Annotated in this window: 15 protein-coding genes, 1 tRNA gene and 2 pseudogenes; 8 read left to right on the plus strand and 10 right to left on the minus strand. The window is 70.8% G+C overall.

Annotated elements, in window-relative coordinates:
* Window positions 1-195: 195 nt before the first annotated feature.
* The 4 genes and pseudogenes from ABZ876_RS04645 to ABZ876_RS04660 all read right to left on the minus strand — a co-directional run bounded on the left by ABZ876_RS04645 (window position 196) and on the right by ABZ876_RS04660 (window position 3,400).
* Complete coding sequence (locus ABZ876_RS04645) at window positions 196-1,362, minus strand: lipid-transfer protein (RefSeq protein WP_361774213.1); 1,167 nt, start codon at window positions 1,360-1,362, stop codon at window positions 196-198.
* A gap of 203 nt (window positions 1,363-1,565) precedes the next feature.
* Window positions 1,566-1,922 (minus strand): annotated as a pseudogene (locus ABZ876_RS04650) (MaoC/PaaZ C-terminal domain-containing protein); the annotation flags it as partial.
* Window positions 1,923-1,977: 55 nt separating this feature from the next.
* Window positions 1,978-2,889, minus strand: coding sequence for a bifunctional MaoC family dehydratase N-terminal/OB-fold nucleic acid binding domain-containing protein (locus ABZ876_RS04655; RefSeq protein ID WP_361774216.1), 912 nt, complete (start codon window positions 2,887-2,889; stop codon window positions 1,978-1,980).
* A gap of 199 nt (window positions 2,890-3,088) precedes the next feature.
* The gene (locus ABZ876_RS04660; protein ID WP_361774219.1) at window positions 3,089-3,400 is read right to left on the minus strand and encodes a hypothetical protein; all 312 of its coding nucleotides are present in this window, start codon (window positions 3,398-3,400) and stop codon (window positions 3,089-3,091) included.
* A 345-nt stretch (window positions 3,401-3,745) separates the two neighbouring features.
* Here ABZ876_RS04660 and ABZ876_RS04665 point away from each other — a divergent pair, with 345 nt between their 5' ends.
* Window positions 3,746-4,618, plus strand: coding sequence for a bifunctional DNA primase/polymerase (locus tag ABZ876_RS04665; RefSeq protein WP_361774222.1), 873 nt, complete (start codon window positions 3,746-3,748; stop codon window positions 4,616-4,618).
* Between the two features lie 136 nt (window positions 4,619-4,754).
* On the opposite strand, the gene ABZ876_RS04670 is transcribed toward ABZ876_RS04665, so the two are convergent.
* A complete protein-coding gene (locus ABZ876_RS04670) occupies window positions 4,755-4,934 on the minus strand; it encodes a hypothetical protein (RefSeq protein WP_361774225.1) in 180 nt (59 codons plus the stop codon).
* A 67-nt stretch (window positions 4,935-5,001) separates the two neighbouring features.
* Between ABZ876_RS04670 and ABZ876_RS04675 the strand changes: the two are divergent.
* Both ABZ876_RS04675 and ABZ876_RS04680 read left to right on the plus strand, forming a co-directional pair.
* Window positions 5,002-5,304, plus strand: a pseudogene (locus ABZ876_RS04675) (PP2C family protein-serine/threonine phosphatase); the annotation flags it as partial.
* A 434-nt stretch (window positions 5,305-5,738) separates the two neighbouring features.
* Complete coding sequence (locus tag ABZ876_RS04680; protein ID WP_361774228.1) at window positions 5,739-7,976, plus strand: VCBS repeat-containing protein; 2,238 nt, start codon at window positions 5,739-5,741, stop codon at window positions 7,974-7,976.
* Window positions 7,977-8,172: 196 nt separating this feature from the next.
* Here ABZ876_RS04680 and ABZ876_RS04685 read toward each other — a convergent pair.
* Together ABZ876_RS04685 and ABZ876_RS04690 are read right to left on the minus strand one after the other, a co-directional pair.
* Window positions 8,173-8,257 (minus strand) — tRNA-Ser (locus ABZ876_RS04685).
* An 89-nt stretch (window positions 8,258-8,346) separates the two neighbouring features.
* On the minus strand, window positions 8,347-9,777 hold the full coding sequence (locus ABZ876_RS04690) for a trypsin-like peptidase domain-containing protein (RefSeq protein ID WP_361774231.1): 1,431 nt from the start codon (window positions 9,775-9,777) through the stop codon (window positions 8,347-8,349).
* Between the two features lie 279 nt (window positions 9,778-10,056).
* Between ABZ876_RS04690 and ABZ876_RS04695 the strand changes: the two genes are divergently transcribed.
* From ABZ876_RS04695 to ABZ876_RS04705, 3 genes are all read left to right on the plus strand, one after another.
* Entirely contained in the window at window positions 10,057-10,866 is an 810-nt protein-coding gene (locus ABZ876_RS04695) for a glycerophosphodiester phosphodiesterase (RefSeq protein WP_361774234.1), read from the plus strand.
* Window positions 10,867-10,988: 122 nt separating this feature from the next.
* A complete protein-coding gene (locus ABZ876_RS04700; protein ID WP_361774236.1) occupies window positions 10,989-11,618 on the plus strand; it encodes an ATP-binding protein in 630 nt (209 codons plus the stop codon).
* Between the two features lie 327 nt (window positions 11,619-11,945).
* Entirely contained in the window at window positions 11,946-12,911 is a 966-nt protein-coding gene (locus ABZ876_RS04705; RefSeq protein ID WP_361774239.1) for a DUF5926 family protein, read from the plus strand.
* 272 nt (window positions 12,912-13,183) lie between these two features.
* On the opposite strand, the gene ABZ876_RS04710 is transcribed toward ABZ876_RS04705, so the two are convergent.
* Window positions 13,184-13,792 (minus strand): hypothetical protein, encoded by a 609-nt coding sequence (locus ABZ876_RS04710; RefSeq protein ID WP_361774242.1) that lies wholly within the window; start codon window positions 13,790-13,792, stop codon window positions 13,184-13,186.
* Between the two features lie 56 nt (window positions 13,793-13,848).
* Entirely contained in the window at window positions 13,849-14,514 is a 666-nt protein-coding gene (locus tag ABZ876_RS04715) for a bifunctional DNA primase/polymerase (protein ID WP_361774245.1), read from the minus strand.
* Window positions 14,515-14,993: 479 nt separating this feature from the next.
* Here ABZ876_RS04715 and ABZ876_RS04720 point away from each other — a divergent pair, with 479 nt between their 5' ends.
* On the plus strand, window positions 14,994-16,511 hold the full coding sequence (locus ABZ876_RS04720; RefSeq protein WP_361774248.1) for a PP2C family protein-serine/threonine phosphatase: 1,518 nt from the start codon (window positions 14,994-14,996) through the stop codon (window positions 16,509-16,511).
* A 94-nt stretch (window positions 16,512-16,605) separates the two neighbouring features.
* Window positions 16,606-18,084 carry an aminopeptidase P family protein gene (locus ABZ876_RS04725; protein ID WP_361774251.1) on the plus strand — a complete coding sequence of 493 codons (1,479 nt, stop codon included), beginning with the start codon at window positions 16,606-16,608 and terminating at the stop codon, window positions 18,082-18,084.
* A gap of 148 nt (window positions 18,085-18,232) precedes the next feature.
* Here ABZ876_RS04725 and ABZ876_RS04730 read toward each other — a convergent pair whose 3' ends face one another.
* The gene (locus tag ABZ876_RS04730) at window positions 18,233-18,688 is read right to left on the minus strand and encodes an ATP-binding protein (protein WP_361774254.1); all 456 of its coding nucleotides are present in this window, start codon (window positions 18,686-18,688) and stop codon (window positions 18,233-18,235) included.
* Between the last annotated feature and the right edge of the window lie 54 nt (window positions 18,689-18,742).

Genomic DNA, 18,742 nt, shown 5'->3' on the forward strand with positions numbered 1-18,742 from the left:
CGCTAGGTTCGCCTCCCCGTGCGGCGGATCGGCCGGAGGTCCCGAAGCGGCCTCCCCCTCAGGTTGTATGCGGGAGGTCGGCCTTACCTACTGAAGGTGGACGAGCCGGTGCGCACGCGTGCGGGTTCACCCCTGAGAGACGAGCACCGGAGCAGGTGCGAAGAGGGGTACCGGGCCCTGAGGGAGGGGGCCGGGTCATCCGTCCGCCGTCAGGACGAGGCCGGAGGTGGGGACCCCGGTTCCCGCGGTGACCAGGGTGCGGGTGGCGCCGGGTATCTGGTTCACCGCGGTGCCGCGCAGTTGGCGTACGGCCTCCGCGATGCCGTTCATCCCGTGCAGATAGGCCTCTCCCAGCTGTCCTCCATGGGTGTTGAGCGGCAGAGTCCGCGCGGCCACGAAGTCCGCCGCCGCGCCCGGTGCGCAGAACCCGAACTCCTCCAGCTGCATCAGCACGAAGGGCGTGAAGTGGTCGTAGAGGATGCCCACGTGGATGTCCTCGGGTCCCATGCCCGATGTCCGCCACAGCTGACCGGCCACCACGCCCATCTCCGGCAGCCCGGTCAGGTCGTCCCGGTAGTAGCTCGTCATCTGTTCCTGGGCGCGGCCCGCACCCTGGGCGGCGGCCGCGATGACCGCGGGCGGGTGCGGCAGGTCACGGGCCCGCTCGACGGAGGTGACCACCAGCGCCTGGCCGCCGTCCGTCTCCTGGCAGCAGTCCAGCAGCCGCAGCGGCTCCACGATCCAGCGCGAGGCCGCGTGGTCGGCGAGTGTGATGGGCCGCCCGTGGAAGTACGCCGCCGGGTTGGTCGCCGCGTACCCGCGGTCCACCACGGCCACCTGGCCGAACGCCTCGGGGGTCAGCCCATGGGTGAAGAGGTAGCGCTGGGCCGCCATCGCCACCCAGGACGCGGGGGTGAGCAACCCGAACGGCAGCGGCCAGCCCAAGGCCGTCCCCTCCGCCGACGGCTCCCGGTGCTGCACCCCGGAGCCGAAGCGGCGGCCGGAGCGTTCGTTGAACGCCCGGTAGCAGACCACGACCTCGGCCACCCCCGTCGCCACCGCGAGCGCGGCCTGCTGGACCGTCGCGCACGTCGCCCCGCCGCCGTAGTGGATCCGGGAGAAGAAGGACAGTTCGCCGATCCCGGCCGCCTGGGCCACGGTGATCTCGGGGCTGGTGTCCATCGTGAACGTGACCATGCCGTCGACGTCCGCGGGCGTGAGCCCCGCGTCGTCCAGTGCGGCCCGCACCGCCTCCACCGCCAGCCGCAGCTCGCTGCGGCCGGAGTCCTTGGAGAACTCGGTGGCCCCGATCCCGACGATCGCCGCCCGTCCGCCGAGGGCGTCCTTCGTGCGCACGCTCATTCGGGACTCCCGACCGGGAGGGTTGCGGTGGCGGTGTCCGTATCGGTGTCCGTGCCGGTGCCGGTGTCCGTTCCCGTATCCGTGCCCGTATCCGTGCCGGTGCCGGTGCCGGTGCCGGTGTCCGTGCCCGTATCCGTGTCCGTGCCCGTATCCGTGCCGGTGCCGGTGTCCGTGTCCGTGCCGGTGCCGGTGCCCTGGAGGACGACGGTGACCGTGCCGGTGACGTGCCGGCCGATGCCGTTCTCCCCGGCCACCCGCACCGTGACGGTGTTCCCGTCGACCTCCTCGACCGTGCCGGTCAGCACCATGGTGTCCCCCGGGTGGTTGGGCGCGCCGAGCCGTATGGCGACCCTGCGCAGGACCGCATGAGGGCCGAAGTGGTCCGTGACATATCGTCCGACCAGGCCGTTCGTGGTCAGGATGTTCATGAAGATGTCCGGTGAACCCTTCCGGCGGGCCAGCTCCGCGTCGTGATGCACGTCCTGGTAGTCACGGGAGGCGATCGCACCGGCCACGATCAGCGTGCGCGTGATCTCGATCTCGAGGGGGGTCAGCCGCATCCCCGCCGCGACTGCCGTACGCGGGATGTCCACCGGTATGCGCGGGGAGTCCATGTCAGCTCCCGTCCCCGTCCTGGGCCCGGAACACCGGAAGCTCCAGCTCGTCGTCGTACCGTGCGAATTCCAGACGCACGGGCATACCGATCCGCACCTTGTCGTACGGCACCCCGATCACATTGCTGACCATCCGCACGCCCTCCGCCAGCTCGATCAGGCCGACCGCATAGGGCGGGGAGAAGGCCGGAAAGGGCGGATGATGCATGACCACGTACGAGAAGACCGTCCCGGCGCCGCTCGCCTCGGCCGTGTCCCACTCCGGGGAGCCGCACGCGTTGCACCCCGGCAGCCAGGGGAAGCGCAGGGTGCCGCAGCCGCTGCACCGCTGGATCAGCAGCCGGTGCCGGGCCACGCCCTCCCAGAACCCGGCGTTGTCCCGGTTGATCACCGGGCGGGGCCTTCGGCCGCCGGGCCTGGCACGCACGGGTGCGTACTTGAGGATGCGGAACCGGTGTGTCCCCACCGGCTCCCCGTCCACTCGCAGGTCCATCCGCGTCGTCACGAAGTACCCCGTGCCGAGTTTCGTCCGCTTCCGGTCCGAGACCGACTCGATCACCGCGTCGAAGGTGACCTCGTCGCCGGGCCGCAGCGGGCGCACGTACTCCTGCTCGCAGTCCGTGGCGACGACCGAGGTGCAGCCGGCCTCATCGAGCAGTGCGAGCAGCTCGTCGTACGCCCCCGCGCGCCCTCCGTGCCCGGAGAGACCGCCCATCGTCCACGTCTGGAGCATGGTGGGCGGGGCGATGGCGTCGGGGCCGGTGTACGCGGGGTTGGTGTCGCCCATCGCCTCGCACCAGTGCCGGATCATGGGCGCGTTGACCCGGTCCTTGCCGACGCCCGCGACGGCGGCCGGCCGGCCCTCGTACGTCTTCAGCCGCGCGGCGAACGCACCCTCGCCCGCGTCGCTCATCGGCTCCTCCTCTCCCGGAGCAAGACTTTCTGACTGTCCGTCAGCTCATGGCGGCTGTCAAGGGAACCGCCCGCACGCGCGCGTGGGCGCCGGAAAACGTCCGCGCGGCGGCACCGAAGCACCGCCGCGCGGACGTGTGATGACCCCAGAAAGCACCCAGACGTACATCAGGGCCGATGACGGCGCATCGGCCCGTCGCTCACCACAGCCGGGTGAAGTGGATGAGCACGGTCTGGCTCCGCTGATTGATGGCCGTGAACGCGGAGCGGTTCACCTGGGCCGTGTTGCTCTGGTTCGAGGCACCGGTGCCGACCGCCTGCTGCTGTGTGGTGGACGAGTTGCCGTTGTTGTCGCGGCCGACGCCGCTGCCGGTGATACTCGCCGCCGCCGCGTTCGATCCGTCGTCCGCGAAGGCGCCGTTGTCCGCCGAGGCGACGCCCGTGAAGAGGGCGGCCGCGAGGGGCAGGGCCGCGACGGTGGCGAGAACGCGGGCGGTACGGATGCTTGCCATGTGTTTCCTCCAGAACCCTGTACGCGCCGGCCAGGTCGCCGGTGTGTACGTGAAGTACGGCTTGTGCCAAGGCAGTTGGCCGACCACCTCGGACGGTGCACGACGTCGCGACTCCAGAGTTGCCCAGCGCATCACCGGCGAATCGCCCTGGAAGCCGCGATTCGCCCGCAAGCGTGAGGAGCGGTCGATAAACCCCTTTCACGACATTCCCTTGCAGGTGCCCGCACACCGGCCGACCGAGGCCGTCGGATCCCGTACGCGCCAAGGGCCGAAGCGGGCCCGGTGAAGCCCGCCCCAAGGCCACCCCCTCTTCCCTTTTTCGAACGTGTGTACGAACATGGATGTATGGCCACCATCGACCGGCAGGCCACCACCCTGGCCCTGGCACACGCCCTGTCCGCCGCGGAGCGCGGGCTCGCGGTGATCCCGCTGTCCCGGACGAAGCTGCCGGCCCTGCGCTCACCCCACCGCGACGACCCCGAACCGACGACCCCCGTGTGCCATGGCGAGTGCGGCCGCTTCGGCCACGGGGTGTACGACGCCACGACCGACCCCCGCCGCATCCGCGCACTGTTCGCCGCAGCGCCCTGGGCCACCGGCTACGGCATCGCCTGCGGCCTGCGTCCCCACCACCTGATCGGTATCGACCTCGACACCAAGTCCGGCACCGACTCCTCGGCCGCCCTGCGCGAACTGGCGTCGCGCCATCTGTTCACCATCCCCGAGACGGTCGTCATACTGACCCCGAGCGGCGGCCGTCACCTGTGGCTGAGCGGGTCTCCGGACGTCGTCGTCCCCAACTCGGCGAGCCGTCTGGCCCCAGGCATCGACGTCCGGGGAGCCGGTGGCTATCTGGTCGGCCCCGGCTCACGCACCGAGCACGGGGCGTACGGCATCGCGCCGGGCACCGCACACCTGGCGCCCGCGCCGTGCCCGCCCGCTCTGCTGCGCCTGCTCACGCCCCCGCCCCGGGACCCCCACCCGACGCCCTCGTCGACCGGGCGGCACGGCCAGGGCCTGGTCGAGTTCGTCCTCGCCGCGCATGAGGGCCAGCGCAACACCCGCCTCTTCTGGGCCGCCTGCCGGGCCTACGAGAACGGCATCGGACCGGCCCTCGCCCCCGCCCTGGTCGACGCGGCGATCCGCACCGGCCTCACCCGGCGCGAGGCCCGCTCGACGGTCGCGTCGGCGGCACGGATGACGGGGCGGCCGGCCTGACACGGTCTCCGCACCGGTCACCGGCAAGAAACTGCTGGCGGTGGCCGGGGACTCACGCTTCCTCGAACTCGTCCGCCACGCCGACGAGCACCCGATGGAGAAGACGAAGACCTCCGTCGAGGGCGGTTGAGGAGCCCTAGTCCTCGAGAGTGCGCCTTCTGCGCTTGTCCTTGCCGGAACGCCTGACCAGCTCACCCGCGACGAGGGTTGCGGTCGCCACGGCACGCACCCACCGAGGGCCACCGCGTGCCGCCCACACCACGGCCCCACACCCGGCCACCGTGAGCACCAGCACCACACCGAGCAACACAACCATCGGATTCCCCCTTTTCCCGGAGATCGTGCCCTGCCCGGACGATGGCCACAGGCCGTTCCGTACGCTCCGGCCCGCCTCCGAAGCGCTGAACGTGGCCGGAGACTGGTACGACCTGGTCGACCTGCCCGGCCACCGCATCGCCATCGCCGTCGGCGACGTCGTCGGCCACGGCCTGCCCGCGGCCGGCGTCATGGGACAACTGCGCGGCGCCCTCACCGCCGCCTGCCTCGTCGCCCAAGGCCCCGCCCGCGCCCTGGAAGTCCTCGGACTCTACGCCCGCACCATCGACGGCGCCGAGAACACCACCGTGGCCACGGCATTCATCGACTGGGAGACCCGCACCATCACCTACAGCAGCGCCGGCCATCCTGCACACGGTGCGAAGTGGCACATCGTAATCACCGTAACTGTGAAGGTAGTTGTACTTGGGAGTCTCGGCGTGAGCCCTGAATGGCTCGCGCCCGCTGGCGCTCTGGCCGGCATGCTGCCGAAGTTGCGGTTCTGGCGATGCCGGCTGGTGTGCGGAAACGGGCTGCCGAAGCGGGGATGCAGACGCCGTGGGCTTCCAGGAGCGGGCGGACGTCTTTGACCGCACGGCCGATGGTCATGGCGGTGGTGTTGAAGAGCTGCCCGAGAAGCTCCTGGAGAGCGAGTTTACGCAGGTGAGGGCATGCCCCGCGCTCCCGGTCCGCTCGTTGTCGCGAAAAACAAGAGCAACTCGTACAACCACCCTCCCTCTTCGCGGGTCCGATCGAGCGTCACGCACGGATGTGCGTATAGCTCGGCTCATCAGGAAGGACTTCCTTGGCTTCCATACGCGGCACCCGACGCCGTCTCGGCGCCTCCGTCGCCACCGTTCTCGCCGTGACGGTCGGTGCCGGCGTCCAGGCCTCGCCCGGGGCCGTGGCCGCTCCCGCTGCCATGACCGGGGCCACCGCCGCCCCCGCCGACGAGACGAATCTGCCCCTCGGTGCCGAGATCGTCAGCACCGGCGACACCGGTTACCTCACGTCCCGGATGGACGACTCCGGCAACAAGGTCCTGGAGTGGCGCAAGTACGTGGACGGCTCGGTGCTGCCGGTCAGCACGGGCACCATGGGCTACGACAGCAACTCCGACATCGTCGTGACCAGCGACGGCGGCAGCATGGTCTTCCTGCGGGACATGAAGGAAGGCGCCACCTGGTCCGCGTCCTACGACCTCGCGTCCGAGTTCAAGCCCGGTGCGAAGCTCGTCGGCGTGGTTGGCGACAACCTTTTCGTGAAGGTTCCGACAGGCAGCGGGGACTACCACGAGCTGTGGCAGCTCGCCCAGGTCGACGGGGTCGCCAAGAAGACGAAGCGCTCGTCCAACCCCTACAGCATGGACTTCAAGGTCGTCGCCTCCACAAGCGACGTCCTGCTCGTCCTGAGCAGCAACCGGGTCTTCCCGAGCTCGACGACCTTCCGGACCGAGTACTGGAAGACGCGCACGTCCGTCGACAGCGACGCGACGATCGAGTCGGGCAGCAGGGAGAACACCGCCCCGTGGACCCAGGCCTCGACGGGCGCCTACACCGCCGACTACGAGGCGTGGGCCGAGTACCGGGCCGGGGTCACCGAACTCGTCGTGGACGGGACGGGCGTCCACCAGAGGTTCGCCATGGACAGCTCCATGAGTGGTGCCGTCATCGCCGGCGTCACCAGGGACACGCTGCTCTACGGGGTCCCGGGCAAGGCGGCCGACGAGACGCTGAGCCCGCTGTACGCCCGGAGCATCACCGACTCCACCGCCGCGCCGTACAAACTCCTGGAGCACTTCTCCAGCGTGGCCCACGCGCCGGACGGCGGTCTGCTCGTGCGGGGCGCCACGGCCGACGCCGACGGGCTGTTCCGGATCTGGGAGGGGAACGACGGCCTCCCGAGCGCCACGCTCGTGGCGGACACGGGCCGGGTCCTGGCCGTCAAGGTGACCGAGTCGAAGGTCCCCACCGCGGTGAGCCTGGAGAAGCCGGGCACCACGGTCCCGATGGAGTGGAACCTGTCCCGCGCGAACGCCACCGTGGACCTCACGCTCACGCATACGGCCACCGGCAAGAAGCTCACCAAGCGCCTGCCCCAGCCGGTCTCCGACAGCCGCTTCGCCTTCGTCTGGGACGGCGTCCTGGAGGGCATCAGCGCCCCGAACGGCGCCTACACCTGGCAGATCACCGCCACCCCGACGGACGGCGTCGGCGGCCCGGCGACCGCCCACGGGAGCTTTCAGGTCTCGCGCCAGGCCAACCCGCACGACTTCAACGACAACGGCTCGACGGACGTCCTCGCGCGGGACGCCTCGGGTGTGCTGTGGCGGGACGACCTCTTCGACTGGCCGTCGGGCAGCAAGGTGACCACGGCCAAGCGGACGAGGATCGGTACCGGTTGGCAGGTCTACAACCAGATCGAGGCCGCGGGGAACCTCGCCGGCGCCTCGACGGGCGACCTCGTCGCCCGCGACACCTCGGGCGTCCTCTGGATGTACCTGGGCAGGGGCGACGGCACCTTGGCGACCCGCGTCAAGGTCGGCACCGGCTGGCAGATCTACAAGAAGATCACCGGTGGCAGCGACCTCACCGGAGACGGCCGAGCCGACCTCCTCGCCACCGATGCCTCCGGCGTCCTGTGGCTCTACAAGGGCACCGGCAGCTCGTCCGCCCCCTTCGCCACCCGCCTCCGGCTCGGCAGCGGCTGGCAGATCTACAACCAGATCACCGCAGTCGGCAACATCGCGGGCACCACGGCCGGTGACCTCGTCGCCCGCGACACTTACGGCGTCCTCTGGCTCTACCAGGGCAACGGCAAGGGCAACTTCACCACCCGCGTCAGGATCGGTTCCGGCTGGAACGCCTTCTCCCACCTCGTCGGCGCCGGCGACGTCACCGCCGACGGCCGCCCCGACCTGATCGCCTACGGCGCGAACGGCACGTACGTCTACCGCTCGACCGGCTCGACGACGGCCCCGTTCAGCCGGCTGACGACCAACCTCTACGCGGGCGAGGGCACCAAGTTCAACAACATCGCCTAGCCAGGAGCCCTCTGATAGGGGACCCGGCGTCCCCTGTCGGACATGGCCCCATCCCGCTTCCTGGCCCACAGATGGCCCATACGCCCTGGTCAAGCCCGGGATACGGGCGAGCCGGAAGTGAGACAAGGTGCGTGCAGAAGGGGTGCCTCTCGCCGAGAGACACCCCTTCTGACCAGCACATACGCTGACCTACAAGCGGTGGGTGTGGGATTTGAACCCACGGTGGCTCGCGCCACGACGGTTTTCAAGACCGTTCCCTTAGGCCGCTCGGGCAACCCACCCAGCGCCCACCGTGATCGCGGGCGCGGGACAAGAGTAACGGGTTGGCAGGGGCGCGCGGGGGTCACCGCCGATGGCGCGGGCCGCCGGATCAGCTGTCGCCGGCGCGGGAGGCCAGGGTCAGGTCGACCGTGTGGGACTTTCCGTCGCGCTCGTAGGTGATCGTGACCTTGTCCCCCGGCTTGTGGGTCCAGATCTCGCCGATCAGGGTCGGGCCGCTGTCGATCACCCTGTCGTCGAGCTTGGTGATCACGTCACCCGGCTTGAGGCCCACCCTGTCCGCCGGGCCGCCCGGCTCAACGGCGGCGGTGCCGGCCGCCCCCTGGTCCGTGATCTTCGCCCCGCCGCTGCCTTCCTCCAGCGAGACCGAGGCGCCGATCTTGGCGTAGACCGGCTTACCCGTCTTGATCAGCTGCTGGGCGACGTACTTGGCCTGGTTGATCGGGATCGCGAAGCCCAGACCGATCGAACCGGACTGGCTGCTGCCGCCCATGCCGTTGCTGCCCGTGGACTGGATCGCGGAGTTGATGCCGATGACCGCGCCCTGGGCGTCCAGCAGGGGGCCGCCCGAGTTACCCGGGTTGATGGAGGCGTCCGTCTGGAGGGCGCTCATGTAGGACGCCTTGCTGGAAGAGCTGCCGTCGCTGGAGGCCACCGGGCGGTTCTTGGCGCTGATGATGCCCGTGGTCACCGTGTTCGACAGGCCGAAGGGGGCGCCGATCGCGATCGTCGCATCGCCGACCGATACCTTGTCGGAGTCGCCGAGCGGGAGCGGCTGGAGGTCCGACGGGGCGTTCTTGAGCTTGATCACGGCGACGTCGTAGCCCTGTGCGTGCCCGATGATCTCGGCGTCGTACTTCTTGCCGTTCGGGAAGGTCGCCGAGAGCTTTCCGCCGTCGACCGCCTCCGCGACCACGTGGTTGTTGGTGACGATGTGGCCCTGCTTGTCGAAGACGAAGCCCGTGCCGGTGCCGCCCTGGCCGTTGTTGCTCTCGGCCTCGATGGTCACCGTGCTCGGCAGGGCCTTGGCGGCCACTGCCGCGACCGAGCCGTTGTCGTGCTTGACGTCGCCACCGCTGGTGGCGGCGGACACGGTCGTCGAGCCGGTGGAGTCGTCGTTCCTGGCCAACTGGTAGCCGATGCCGCCGCCGACGCCGCCCGCCACCAGAGCGGCGACGAGGATCGCGGCGACCAGGCCGCCACGGCTCCCTTTCGGCTTCGGGTCCGGCTCCTGGTACGAGGCGCCCCAGGCGCCACCCGCACCGCCGCCACCCCCGTACACGGGCATGACAGGCGGAGGCGGCGGCCAGCCCGCCGCGGCGGCCGAGGGGGCGCCGGGCCGCCCCGGAGGCACGGGCGGGAACTGTGTGGTCGGCGCGCCCTCCGGCTGGGCCGGGCCGGGCGCCGCGGACGGCGCCCGCCCCTGGGGAGCCGCGCCCGGCGCGGAAGCGGGAGCGTCCACCGGCACGGGAGGTGCAGACGGGGCCGGGGGTACCGCAGTGCCCTCGTTCTCGGTGCTCACAGCTCTTCTCCTCGTTCCACGGCTGTTCCAATCGGTTGCACTCGGCCGCATCCGCTCACCCTGCGAGACGCCGGGCGCGTTTCACCTGTGCAAGTCTTTCGTATGCCGTCAAGCTTTTCCCACGGGACGTCAGGGCACCATAAGCGGCGGCTGTGGGTCTGCCCCTTCCCTTTATATCGGACCTGTCCGAACAAAAATCTGCATTCCCGACACCTCGCCGATACCGTCGCGTCGCCTTCCGATCCCACGCCTTCCCCCTGACGGTGGCACCATGACGCGGTGACCCACGCACGACAGCACCTGGTCCAGGTGGTCGCCCACCGCGGAGCCTCCGAGGAGGCCCCCGAGCACACCCTGGCCGCGTACAAGAAGGCGATCGAGGGCGGCGCCGACGCCCTCGAGTGCGACGTCCGGCTGACCGCGGACGGACACCTCGTCTGTGTCCACGACCGACGCGTCAACCGTACGTCCAACGGCCGAGGCGCGGTCTCCGCGCTGGAGCTGGCCGACCTCGCCGCCCTGGACTTCGGCTCCTGGAAGAGGAGCGACGAGGAGCCCGACTGGGAGCACCGCCCGCAGGACCCCGAGGACACCTCCGTCCTCACCCTGGAGCGTCTGCTCGAACTCGTCGCCGACGCCGGGCGCCCCATCGACCTCGCGATCGAGACCAAGCACCCCACACGCTGGGCGGGGCAGGTGGAGGAGCGGCTGCTGCTTCTGCTGAAGCGATTCGGCTTGGACGCCCCGGCGTCCGCGGCCGAGTCGGCGGTACGGGTCATGAGCTTCTCGGCGCGCTCGCTGCACCGCGTCCGGGCCGCGTCCCCGAACCTGCCGACGGTCTATCTGCTGCAGTTCCTCTCACCCCGGCTGCGGGACGGACGGCTGCCCGCGGGCGTCCGGATCGCGGGCCCCTCGATGCGGATCGTGCGCAGCCACCCCACCTACATCCAGCGGCTGAAGCAGGTCGGCCACCAGGTTCATGTGTGGACCGTGAACGAGCCCGAGGACGTCGACCTCTGTCTCGAGCTGGGCGTGGACGCCATCATCACCAACCGCCCGCGCGCGGTACTCAACCAGCTCGGCCGGTGAACGCCTGCGCGAGAGTTCCGTCACTGAGAACCACCGCGAATCCACCGCATAAGGGGACGAAAACCAGCCAATTGACAACAGGGTGTGCACCGGCGCGTTCGCTGCGTGTTCGAGCGTGAACAATGCGTCAGCACAGGTGCACGGTCCGGTTTCCAGGCCATTCCCATGGGGCATTCACACCGTGGCGTGGGGCGAAGGAGGTCTCGGGGGTGGCGTTGGTGGTGGCACAGGAGGTGCCCACGTCGTCGAGCATGGCCGTACCCCATGGTCCTGCGGGCGTGGGGAAAGCAAGACATCGGATGCGCGATCAGCTGCGAACCGGTGGCGTGGCGGAATCGGTCATCGACGATGCCGTACTGATCCTTTCGGAACTGCTCAGCAATGCGTGTCGCCACGGCCGACCACTGGGCGACTGCTTGCAGGGGGACGGGGACGTGCGCGCCGCATGGCGCGTCGACGCCTCCGGGCGGCTCACGGTCGAGGTGACGGACGGCGGCGGCCCCACCCGTCCGGTTCCCGCGACCCCCTCGGTCACCGCGCACGGCGGCCGTGGACTGAACATCATCACGGCACTGGCCGAGGACTGGGGCGTCCGGGACGACGTCCACGGCGAGGTCACGGTCTGGGTCGTGGTCCAGGACGACGTCGGATCGGCACACCGGCGCGACGACTTCGCTACGCGTGTCACCTCCCCGTCCGTGTCGCAGATACCCGGCCTGGACTTCGCGGACGCGTTCGACGACCTGGACTGAGACGGCGGCATCGGCAGGCCGGACCGGGAACGGCACCGAGGGGCGGCGCTCCCCCGAAGGCTCCTCACAGGGAACGGGACAGCCCGAAGGCCGCCGTCCGGACACCCCGCCGACCCGGATCCCAGCGGCCGGGGACGCCCGTCGCCCGGCGGTCGGCCGGGGCGCGGGAGGAACGGCCGACGCCCGCCCGGTCGGCGCCTTTCGACCTGGAACGGAGCACCGCTTCGAGGACGCCTCGGTGCGTTGTCCACAGGATCCCGTCGGGCGTCGTACGAGCGGCTAGGCTCGCGCCCGTACGAGACGAGCCGTAACCGGGAGACACCCACGATGGCCAAGAAGCGACTCCAGACCAAGGCCGAGCGGCCGCAGCTCACGGAGGCCGAGATCCCGGTCGTCGGCGCGCGTGAGCCCTGCCCCTGCGGCAGCGGCCGCCGCTACAAGGCCTGCCACGGCCGGGCCGCCGCGCACGCGGTGACCGAGCTGGTGCAGCGTCCGTTCGAGGGACTTCCGAGCGAGTGCGACTGGATCGCGCTGCGCGAGCTGGTGCCGGCGGCGACCGCCGAGCTGAAGCTCAGGGAGGACCTCCCCGAGGACGTCCCCTCGGTCACGCTCGTCACGGTCCTGCCGATGGCGTGGCCGGCCCTGCGCCGCGACGACGGCTCGGTCCTGCTCGGCCTTCAGAACGACACGGCGTCGGGCGACATCAGCCGCGACCTCGCGGACACCCTCCAGCGCGCCCTGACGGCCCCGCCGGGCACGCCGGTCCAGGGCCGCCGCGCACCCGCCGACGGACCGCGGCTTCAGGATCTGCTGGACCCCGAAGGCCCCTTCGAGCCGGTCGTGCACAGCGGCTTCGAGTTCTGGGTCCCGGACGCGGAGAACGCGACGCCGGAGGTCGCCGCCTCCCTGGAGCGGGCCAACGCCGCTGCCATCCCGACCGTGAAGCTCGAGGGCGTCGACGCCGCCTACTGGTGCGAGACTCCCGAGAAGAACCACCTGCGGTGGGTCATGCCGCACCCCGAGGAGCGGCTTCTGGACGCTCTCGCACGGCTGCATGCGGCCGGCCAGTCGAGCCTCGGCGAAGGCACCCGCCTGGTCGGCTCCTTCCGTGCCCACGGGCTCACGGTGCCGGTGTGGGACCTGCCGAGCGAGGTGAGCGCGGCGGACATCGAGAAGCCGGCGGCCGAGTTCGCCGAGCGTCTCGCGACCGCCCTGGCGGCGGACGCACCGCTCACCGCGGACGAGCGCCGCGCGCGCGGCGGGCTGACCAACCGGCAGGTGACGCTCAGCTGACCCACCACCGCCGCCAACCGACCGTTCAGACGGTCCCGGGCTCTCGGGCAGGTGACTCCTGTCACAAGTTGCCGATGTGACAGGTAAATCGATGTCCGAATAGCCGAGATCGAATTTGCGAAGCGCCGATCTCTTGTTACCGTTCCAGTAGCCCGGTTGCTGGTGCATCCCCCGTCGCCAGCAACCGGGTCTTCCCATGTACACGTGCGCACATTCCGTCACGCGCGTACATCAACCGCCTTGAGCAGCACACGAGTTACCGCTCACGCGACTTACTGCTCGCTCGACTCGGGCCGTTCGCTCCCGGAGCGCAGCAGCAGCGGTCCGCCGCCGTCTCCCCGGGCGAACTCCGCGACCGCCGCGTACGCCCCCGGGTCGCCCGCCACATGCTGCCCGGGCGTCTCGCAGGTCTCCGGATCGTCCGCGGCGGCGACCGCGCAGCGCGTCTCGACGGTGCGTCCGTCGGGCGTCATCAGATTCAGGACGGAACTCAGGCGCTCGCCACTGGCGTTGCGGTAGTACGTGCGCGCCCAGACGTCCCCTGCCCGCGTCAGCACACAGGTCTGAGCCTCGATGCCGTCGCCGGAGGAGAGTGGCGATCCGCAGCGGACGGCGGTGGCGAGCCCGGGACCCCGCACCAGCGGGGAACGCAGGGAGACCGATCGCTTCGCGTCATCGTGCGCCGGCTGGCGGACCGCGACGCGGCCCGCTTCGCCGACCTGTCCGGCAAAGGCCACGGTGAGCGGCAGCGCGGCCACGGCCGCGGCCACACTCAGGAGCGCCAGCAGCCGCATCCCACGGGGGTCGGGCCGACCGGGCCCCTGCGGCTCCTCCCCGGAGCCGAGCCCCCTTTTCCCGTGTCCCCCCGGACTCATCAGCATGAGTGCGAAGATATCCGCCGATCAGGGGCGCCCGGTTCGGTGCGCGCCCGACACCCCTACAACTCGGGGGCGCTCACACCCTTACGAGTGAGGGCCTCCACGACGGCGTCGACGACGGCCTCCACGTCGGGGACCCAGGGCGAGGCGGAGCCGGGCAGCGGGGCGCGCTCCCAGCGGATCTGCCCGTGCCCGGTCTCGGACGGGGGGAGGGCAAGATAGCCGCCCTCGCCGTGGAAGCGCAGCGAGCCGGGGACGAAGTCCTGGGCGTAGAGCAGTTCGCCCAGTTGCTCCATGGAGTACGGCGCCACGAGGATCGCCCAGCGGTGCGGCCCCGCCACGACCGGGCCGAGACGCATGCCCTTCCGGTCGAGCGCGGCCAGGGCGCGCGAGGCCGCGAGGGCGGGCAGGCTCACCGCGCACGGCGCCCTGCCCCCGGTGGCCAGCACGATCGGTGCGGAGGGCCGGTTGGTCCACCACCAGCGCACCATGCGCTCGTCGGTGCTGGCCGCGAGCAGCCCGGGGTCGAAGGGGTGCGCGCCGGGCACCGTGCACTCCGGGTCGGGGCATCCGCAGCGGGCACGTCCCTGCGGGTCGGGTGCCACACCCGGGAGAACCGGCCACTGCCATGCGGTCGCGAAGGTCAGAGCCGCGCCGATCAGCTCAGGCTTTCCGTCCCTCCGCGTGGACAGGAGCCTGCGTCGCCTTCCGAGGATCTCGCGCATGAGCGCTCGTTCCTTTCCGTTGCACGCCTGGCAACACCGAGGACCACATCACACCATGTGTCGATCACTTCACTGTGCGTACCTACTGGCGCATCACACCCCTGTCGTGGACAAGGGGAACCCCTATGGGCCGAGCGTTGGCTGCGTCCGTCCATACTGCGCCCATGACCAGCATGGGCATGGCGTGGGGTGGCGGCGCCTGGCGATGTGCCGTCCCGCTCTTGCTCGCCGCCTCCGTCACGGGAGGATGGGGCTCGATCGTCGGTGGTTAAGACGCCCGGGTCCGGCGCCAGGTTCCGGGTGATCCCCAACCACCCCTGGCCTTCACCGAGTACGTACCCATCACGACCGCTGTGACGCTCCGTCGAACAAGGCCAGTCGACCGCAATAGGCCGATACCCGAGGCGGTTTTAAGCCAACTTTGCATCCTCGCAAGAGAGTAAGAGCGCCACACGGACACCAGGAATCCCAGCAGGACAATGCTGGACATCCCCTTACGAGTGCGTGTACATGTGGAGACACCGCTAGCGGCGCAGATTGACATGGGGGTTTGCGATGCTATCCAGCAATACGCACCGGTTCGAAAGCCGGACGCCATGAACGCCCCTCACCCTCCGAAAGTGGCCGGAATCGATTCAGCGGTTCCTCCGCCCGCACACACTGTTGCGCCGACGCCTGCCGCCACGGGTGCGCCTTCGGCCGTGCCCACCGTCCCCGTCGGGCCGGGAGCCCTCCTCCAGGACCGGCTCGCCGGCTGGGTCTCCGATCTGACGACCCTCCACGAACTCACCGAACGCCTTGCGCGCACGGACTCGCTCGCCGATGCGCTCCAGGAACTGCTGCGCGCCGGAGCCGCCCTCGTGGGGGCCCGGCGCGGTCTTGTCGTACTGGAGCCGCGCGACGGGCTCGGCCCCGACACCACGATCGGCCTCGGCCTGGCGCGCGCCGACCTCGGGCACATGGAGACCGTGCCGCGCAGCGCGCTGTCGTACGGCAGGATCCTGGACGGACTGCCGGGCGGTGAGCGCGAGATCGCTCAGCCGGATCTGTTCTCCGAGGACGGCCTCGACCCCCGCCACCGCGAGGTCGCCGCCCGGCTCGGCTATGCCGCCAGCTACGCCCTTCCGCTGTCCAGCGAGGCGGCCGGCCGTCTCGGCGCCGCCGTGTGGCTCTACGACGAACCCGCCGAACCGGTCGAGCGCCAGCGCCACCTCGTCGGCCTCTACGCCCGCTACGCGACCGAGCATCTGGCGCGGATGGTCGAGATCGAGCGCACGCGCGTGTGCCTGACGACGATCTCCGAGGAGCTGCTGCCGACCCGGCTGCCCCGGGTCTCGGGCGTCCAGCTCGCCGCCCGGCGCCGCACCGGCCCGCGTGGGGGCGGCGACTGGTACGACGCGCTGCCGCTGCCCGACGCCGCACTCGGTCTCGCGGTCGGCTCCGTGACCGGGTCGGGGTCCAGCGCGGTCGCCGCCATGGGACGGCTGCGGGCCTCCCTGCGCGCCTACGCCGTGATGGAGGGCGAGGACCCGGTGGCGGTCCTGTCCGACCTGGAGCTGCTGCTGCGGCTCACCGAACCCGCCCGTTCCGCCACCGCCCTGTTCGCATACTGCGAGCCCGCGCTGCGCAGGCTCACACTCGCCGGCGCCGGGCACAGCCCGCCACTCCTGATCGGCCCGCGGCGCACGGAGTTCGTCGAGACCTCGCTGTCGGCGCCCCTCGGGATGCTGGCCTGCTGGGAGGCGCCCAGCATCGAGCTGACCGCGGAGCCGGGCGAAACCGTACTGATGTACACCGATGGGCTGCTGCACCGCACCGGAGACTCCCTGGACCGCGCCTTCGCCCGGCTGCACGCGGCGGCCGCCGGCGTGCCGAGGCCGGTGCGCGCCGACCCGGGGGCGGTCGCCGACCACGTACTGCGCACGGTGCTGCCCGACGGCCTGGACGAGGCGGACAGCACGGAGGACGTGGTGCTGCTGGCGGCACGGTTCGAGTAAGGGCACGGCTTCCTTCGGTAACAGGCGTTCCGTCCCTGGGCCCCCTTCAGTACGACCGTACGATGGTGGGGGCCCAGTGCCGTATCCAAGGAGGATGACCGTGGCGGACGAGCTCACTCCGGCGACCCCGGACGAGACCGAAGAGCCGATCAAGCAGCGCAAGAACGGCCTGTACCCGGGCGTTTCCGACGAGCTGGCCGAGAACATGAAATCCGGCTGGGCCGACACCGAGCTGCACGGCCTGCGGCCGATCGCCCAGACCGCCGAGACCGCCGCCCGCCGCGCCGCTCTGTCCGCGCGCTTCCCGGGCGAGCGCCTGGTGGTCCCCGCGGGCAATCTGAAGACCCGCTCGAATGACACCGAGTACCCCTTCCGGGCCTCCGTCGAGTACGCCTACCTCACCGGCAACCAGACCGAGGACGGCGTTCTCGTCCTGGAGCCGGCCACCTCCCCGGACGGGAAGAGCGGCCACAAGGCGACGATCTACCTGCTGCCCCGCTCCAACCGTGAGAACGGCGAGTTCTGGCTCTCCGGCCAGGGCGAACTGTGGGTCGGCCGCCGCCACTCGCTCGCCGAGGCCGAGCAGCTGTACGGCATCCCCGCGTCGGACGTGCGCGAGCTGCCCGAAAAGCTGAAGGAGGCCACCGGACCGGTCCGGGTCGTCCGCGGCCACGACGCCGGCATCGAGGCCGCGCTGCACGACAAGGTCACCGCCGAGCGCGACGAGGAACTGCGCGTCTTCCTCTCCGAGGCCCGTCTGGTCAAGGACGACTTCGAGATCGGTGAGCTCCAGAAGGCCGTCGACTCGACCGTGCGCGGCTTCGAGGACGTGGTGAGGGTCCTCGACAAGGCGGAGGCCACCTCCGAGCGCTACATCGAGGGAACGTTCTTCCTGCGCGCCCGCGTGGAAGGCAACGACGTCGGCTACGGCTCCATCTGCGCGGCGGGCCCGCACGCGTGCACGCTGCACTGGGTACGCAACGACGGCCCGGTCCGCTCCGGGGACCTGCTCCTGCTGGACGCGGGCGTGGAGACGCACACGTACTACACCGCGGACGTCACCCGCACGCTTCCGGTCGACGGCACCTACAGCGAGATTCAGAAGAAGATCTACGACGCCGTGTACGAGGCCCAGGAGGCCGGTATCGCGGCGGTGAAGCCAGGCGCCAAGTTCCGCGACTTCCACGACGCCGCCCAGCGCGTGCTGGTCGAGAAGCTGGTCGAGTGGGGCCTGGTCGAGGGCCCTGTGGAGCGCGTCCTGGAGCTGGGCCTGCAGCGTCGCTGGACCCTGCACGGCACGGGCCACATGCTCGGCATGGACGTCCACGACTGCGCCGCCGCGCGCACCGAGACGTATGTGGACGGCACGCTGGAGGCGGGCATGGTGCTCACGGTCGAGCCGGGCCTGTACTTCCAGGCGGACGACCTCACCGTCCCGGAGGAGTACCGCGGCATCGGCGTCCGCATCGAGGACGACATCCTGGTCACGGAGGACGGCAACCGGAACCTGTCGGCGGGCCTTCCGCGGCGCTCCGACGAGGTCGAGGCGTGGATGGCGTCCCTGAAGAGCTGATACGGCGGTGAAGGGCCGGGTGACCGTGGAGCGGTGCACCCGGCCTTTCGCATGAGCGGCGGAGGCCCCCGGTACCTGACGGCCTCAGGCGCCCTCGGGCGCGGCGGGGCGGCGTGCTCCCTGCGGCCGCCCGCAGGCCGGGCCCCGGCTACACGACCGCCAGCGGGGAACCCTTCTTCCACTTCAGGATCTTGTCGAAGCTCACCACCGCCCCGTCCCGCCCCGGCGTGTTGCCGATGTGGACATGGTCGGCGAGTTCCTCGATGAGGCACAGCCCCCGACCGTGCTCCGCGTCGGTACAGCTCGGCAGGGTCACAGCACGGGATCTGCCGAGGGGGAAGCCCGGGCCCGAGTCGGCGACTTCGATGCGGCACGTCTCGCCGTCGAGGTACGCCGTGACCCGATACCCCTCCGACATGCCGCCGAGGGCGGTGCCGCCGCCGTGCTCGACCGCGTTGGCACAGGCCTCGCTCAGGGCGACGGAGATGTCGTAGGAGATGTCCGGGTCGACGCCCGCGGTCTCCATCGTGCCCATCAGGAGCCGTCGGGCGAGCGGCACGCTCGCAGCCTCGCGCCGCAGTTGGAGTGACCACCAGATGCTCATGCTCCAGCCTCCTGGCTGCGGCTCGACATACCGTTACGTATTGCCGCGCGTACG

This window comes from Streptomyces sp. NPDC046931 (genome assembly GCF_040644655.1).
Classification (GTDB): Bacteria; Actinomycetota; Actinomycetes; order Streptomycetales; family Streptomycetaceae; genus Streptomyces.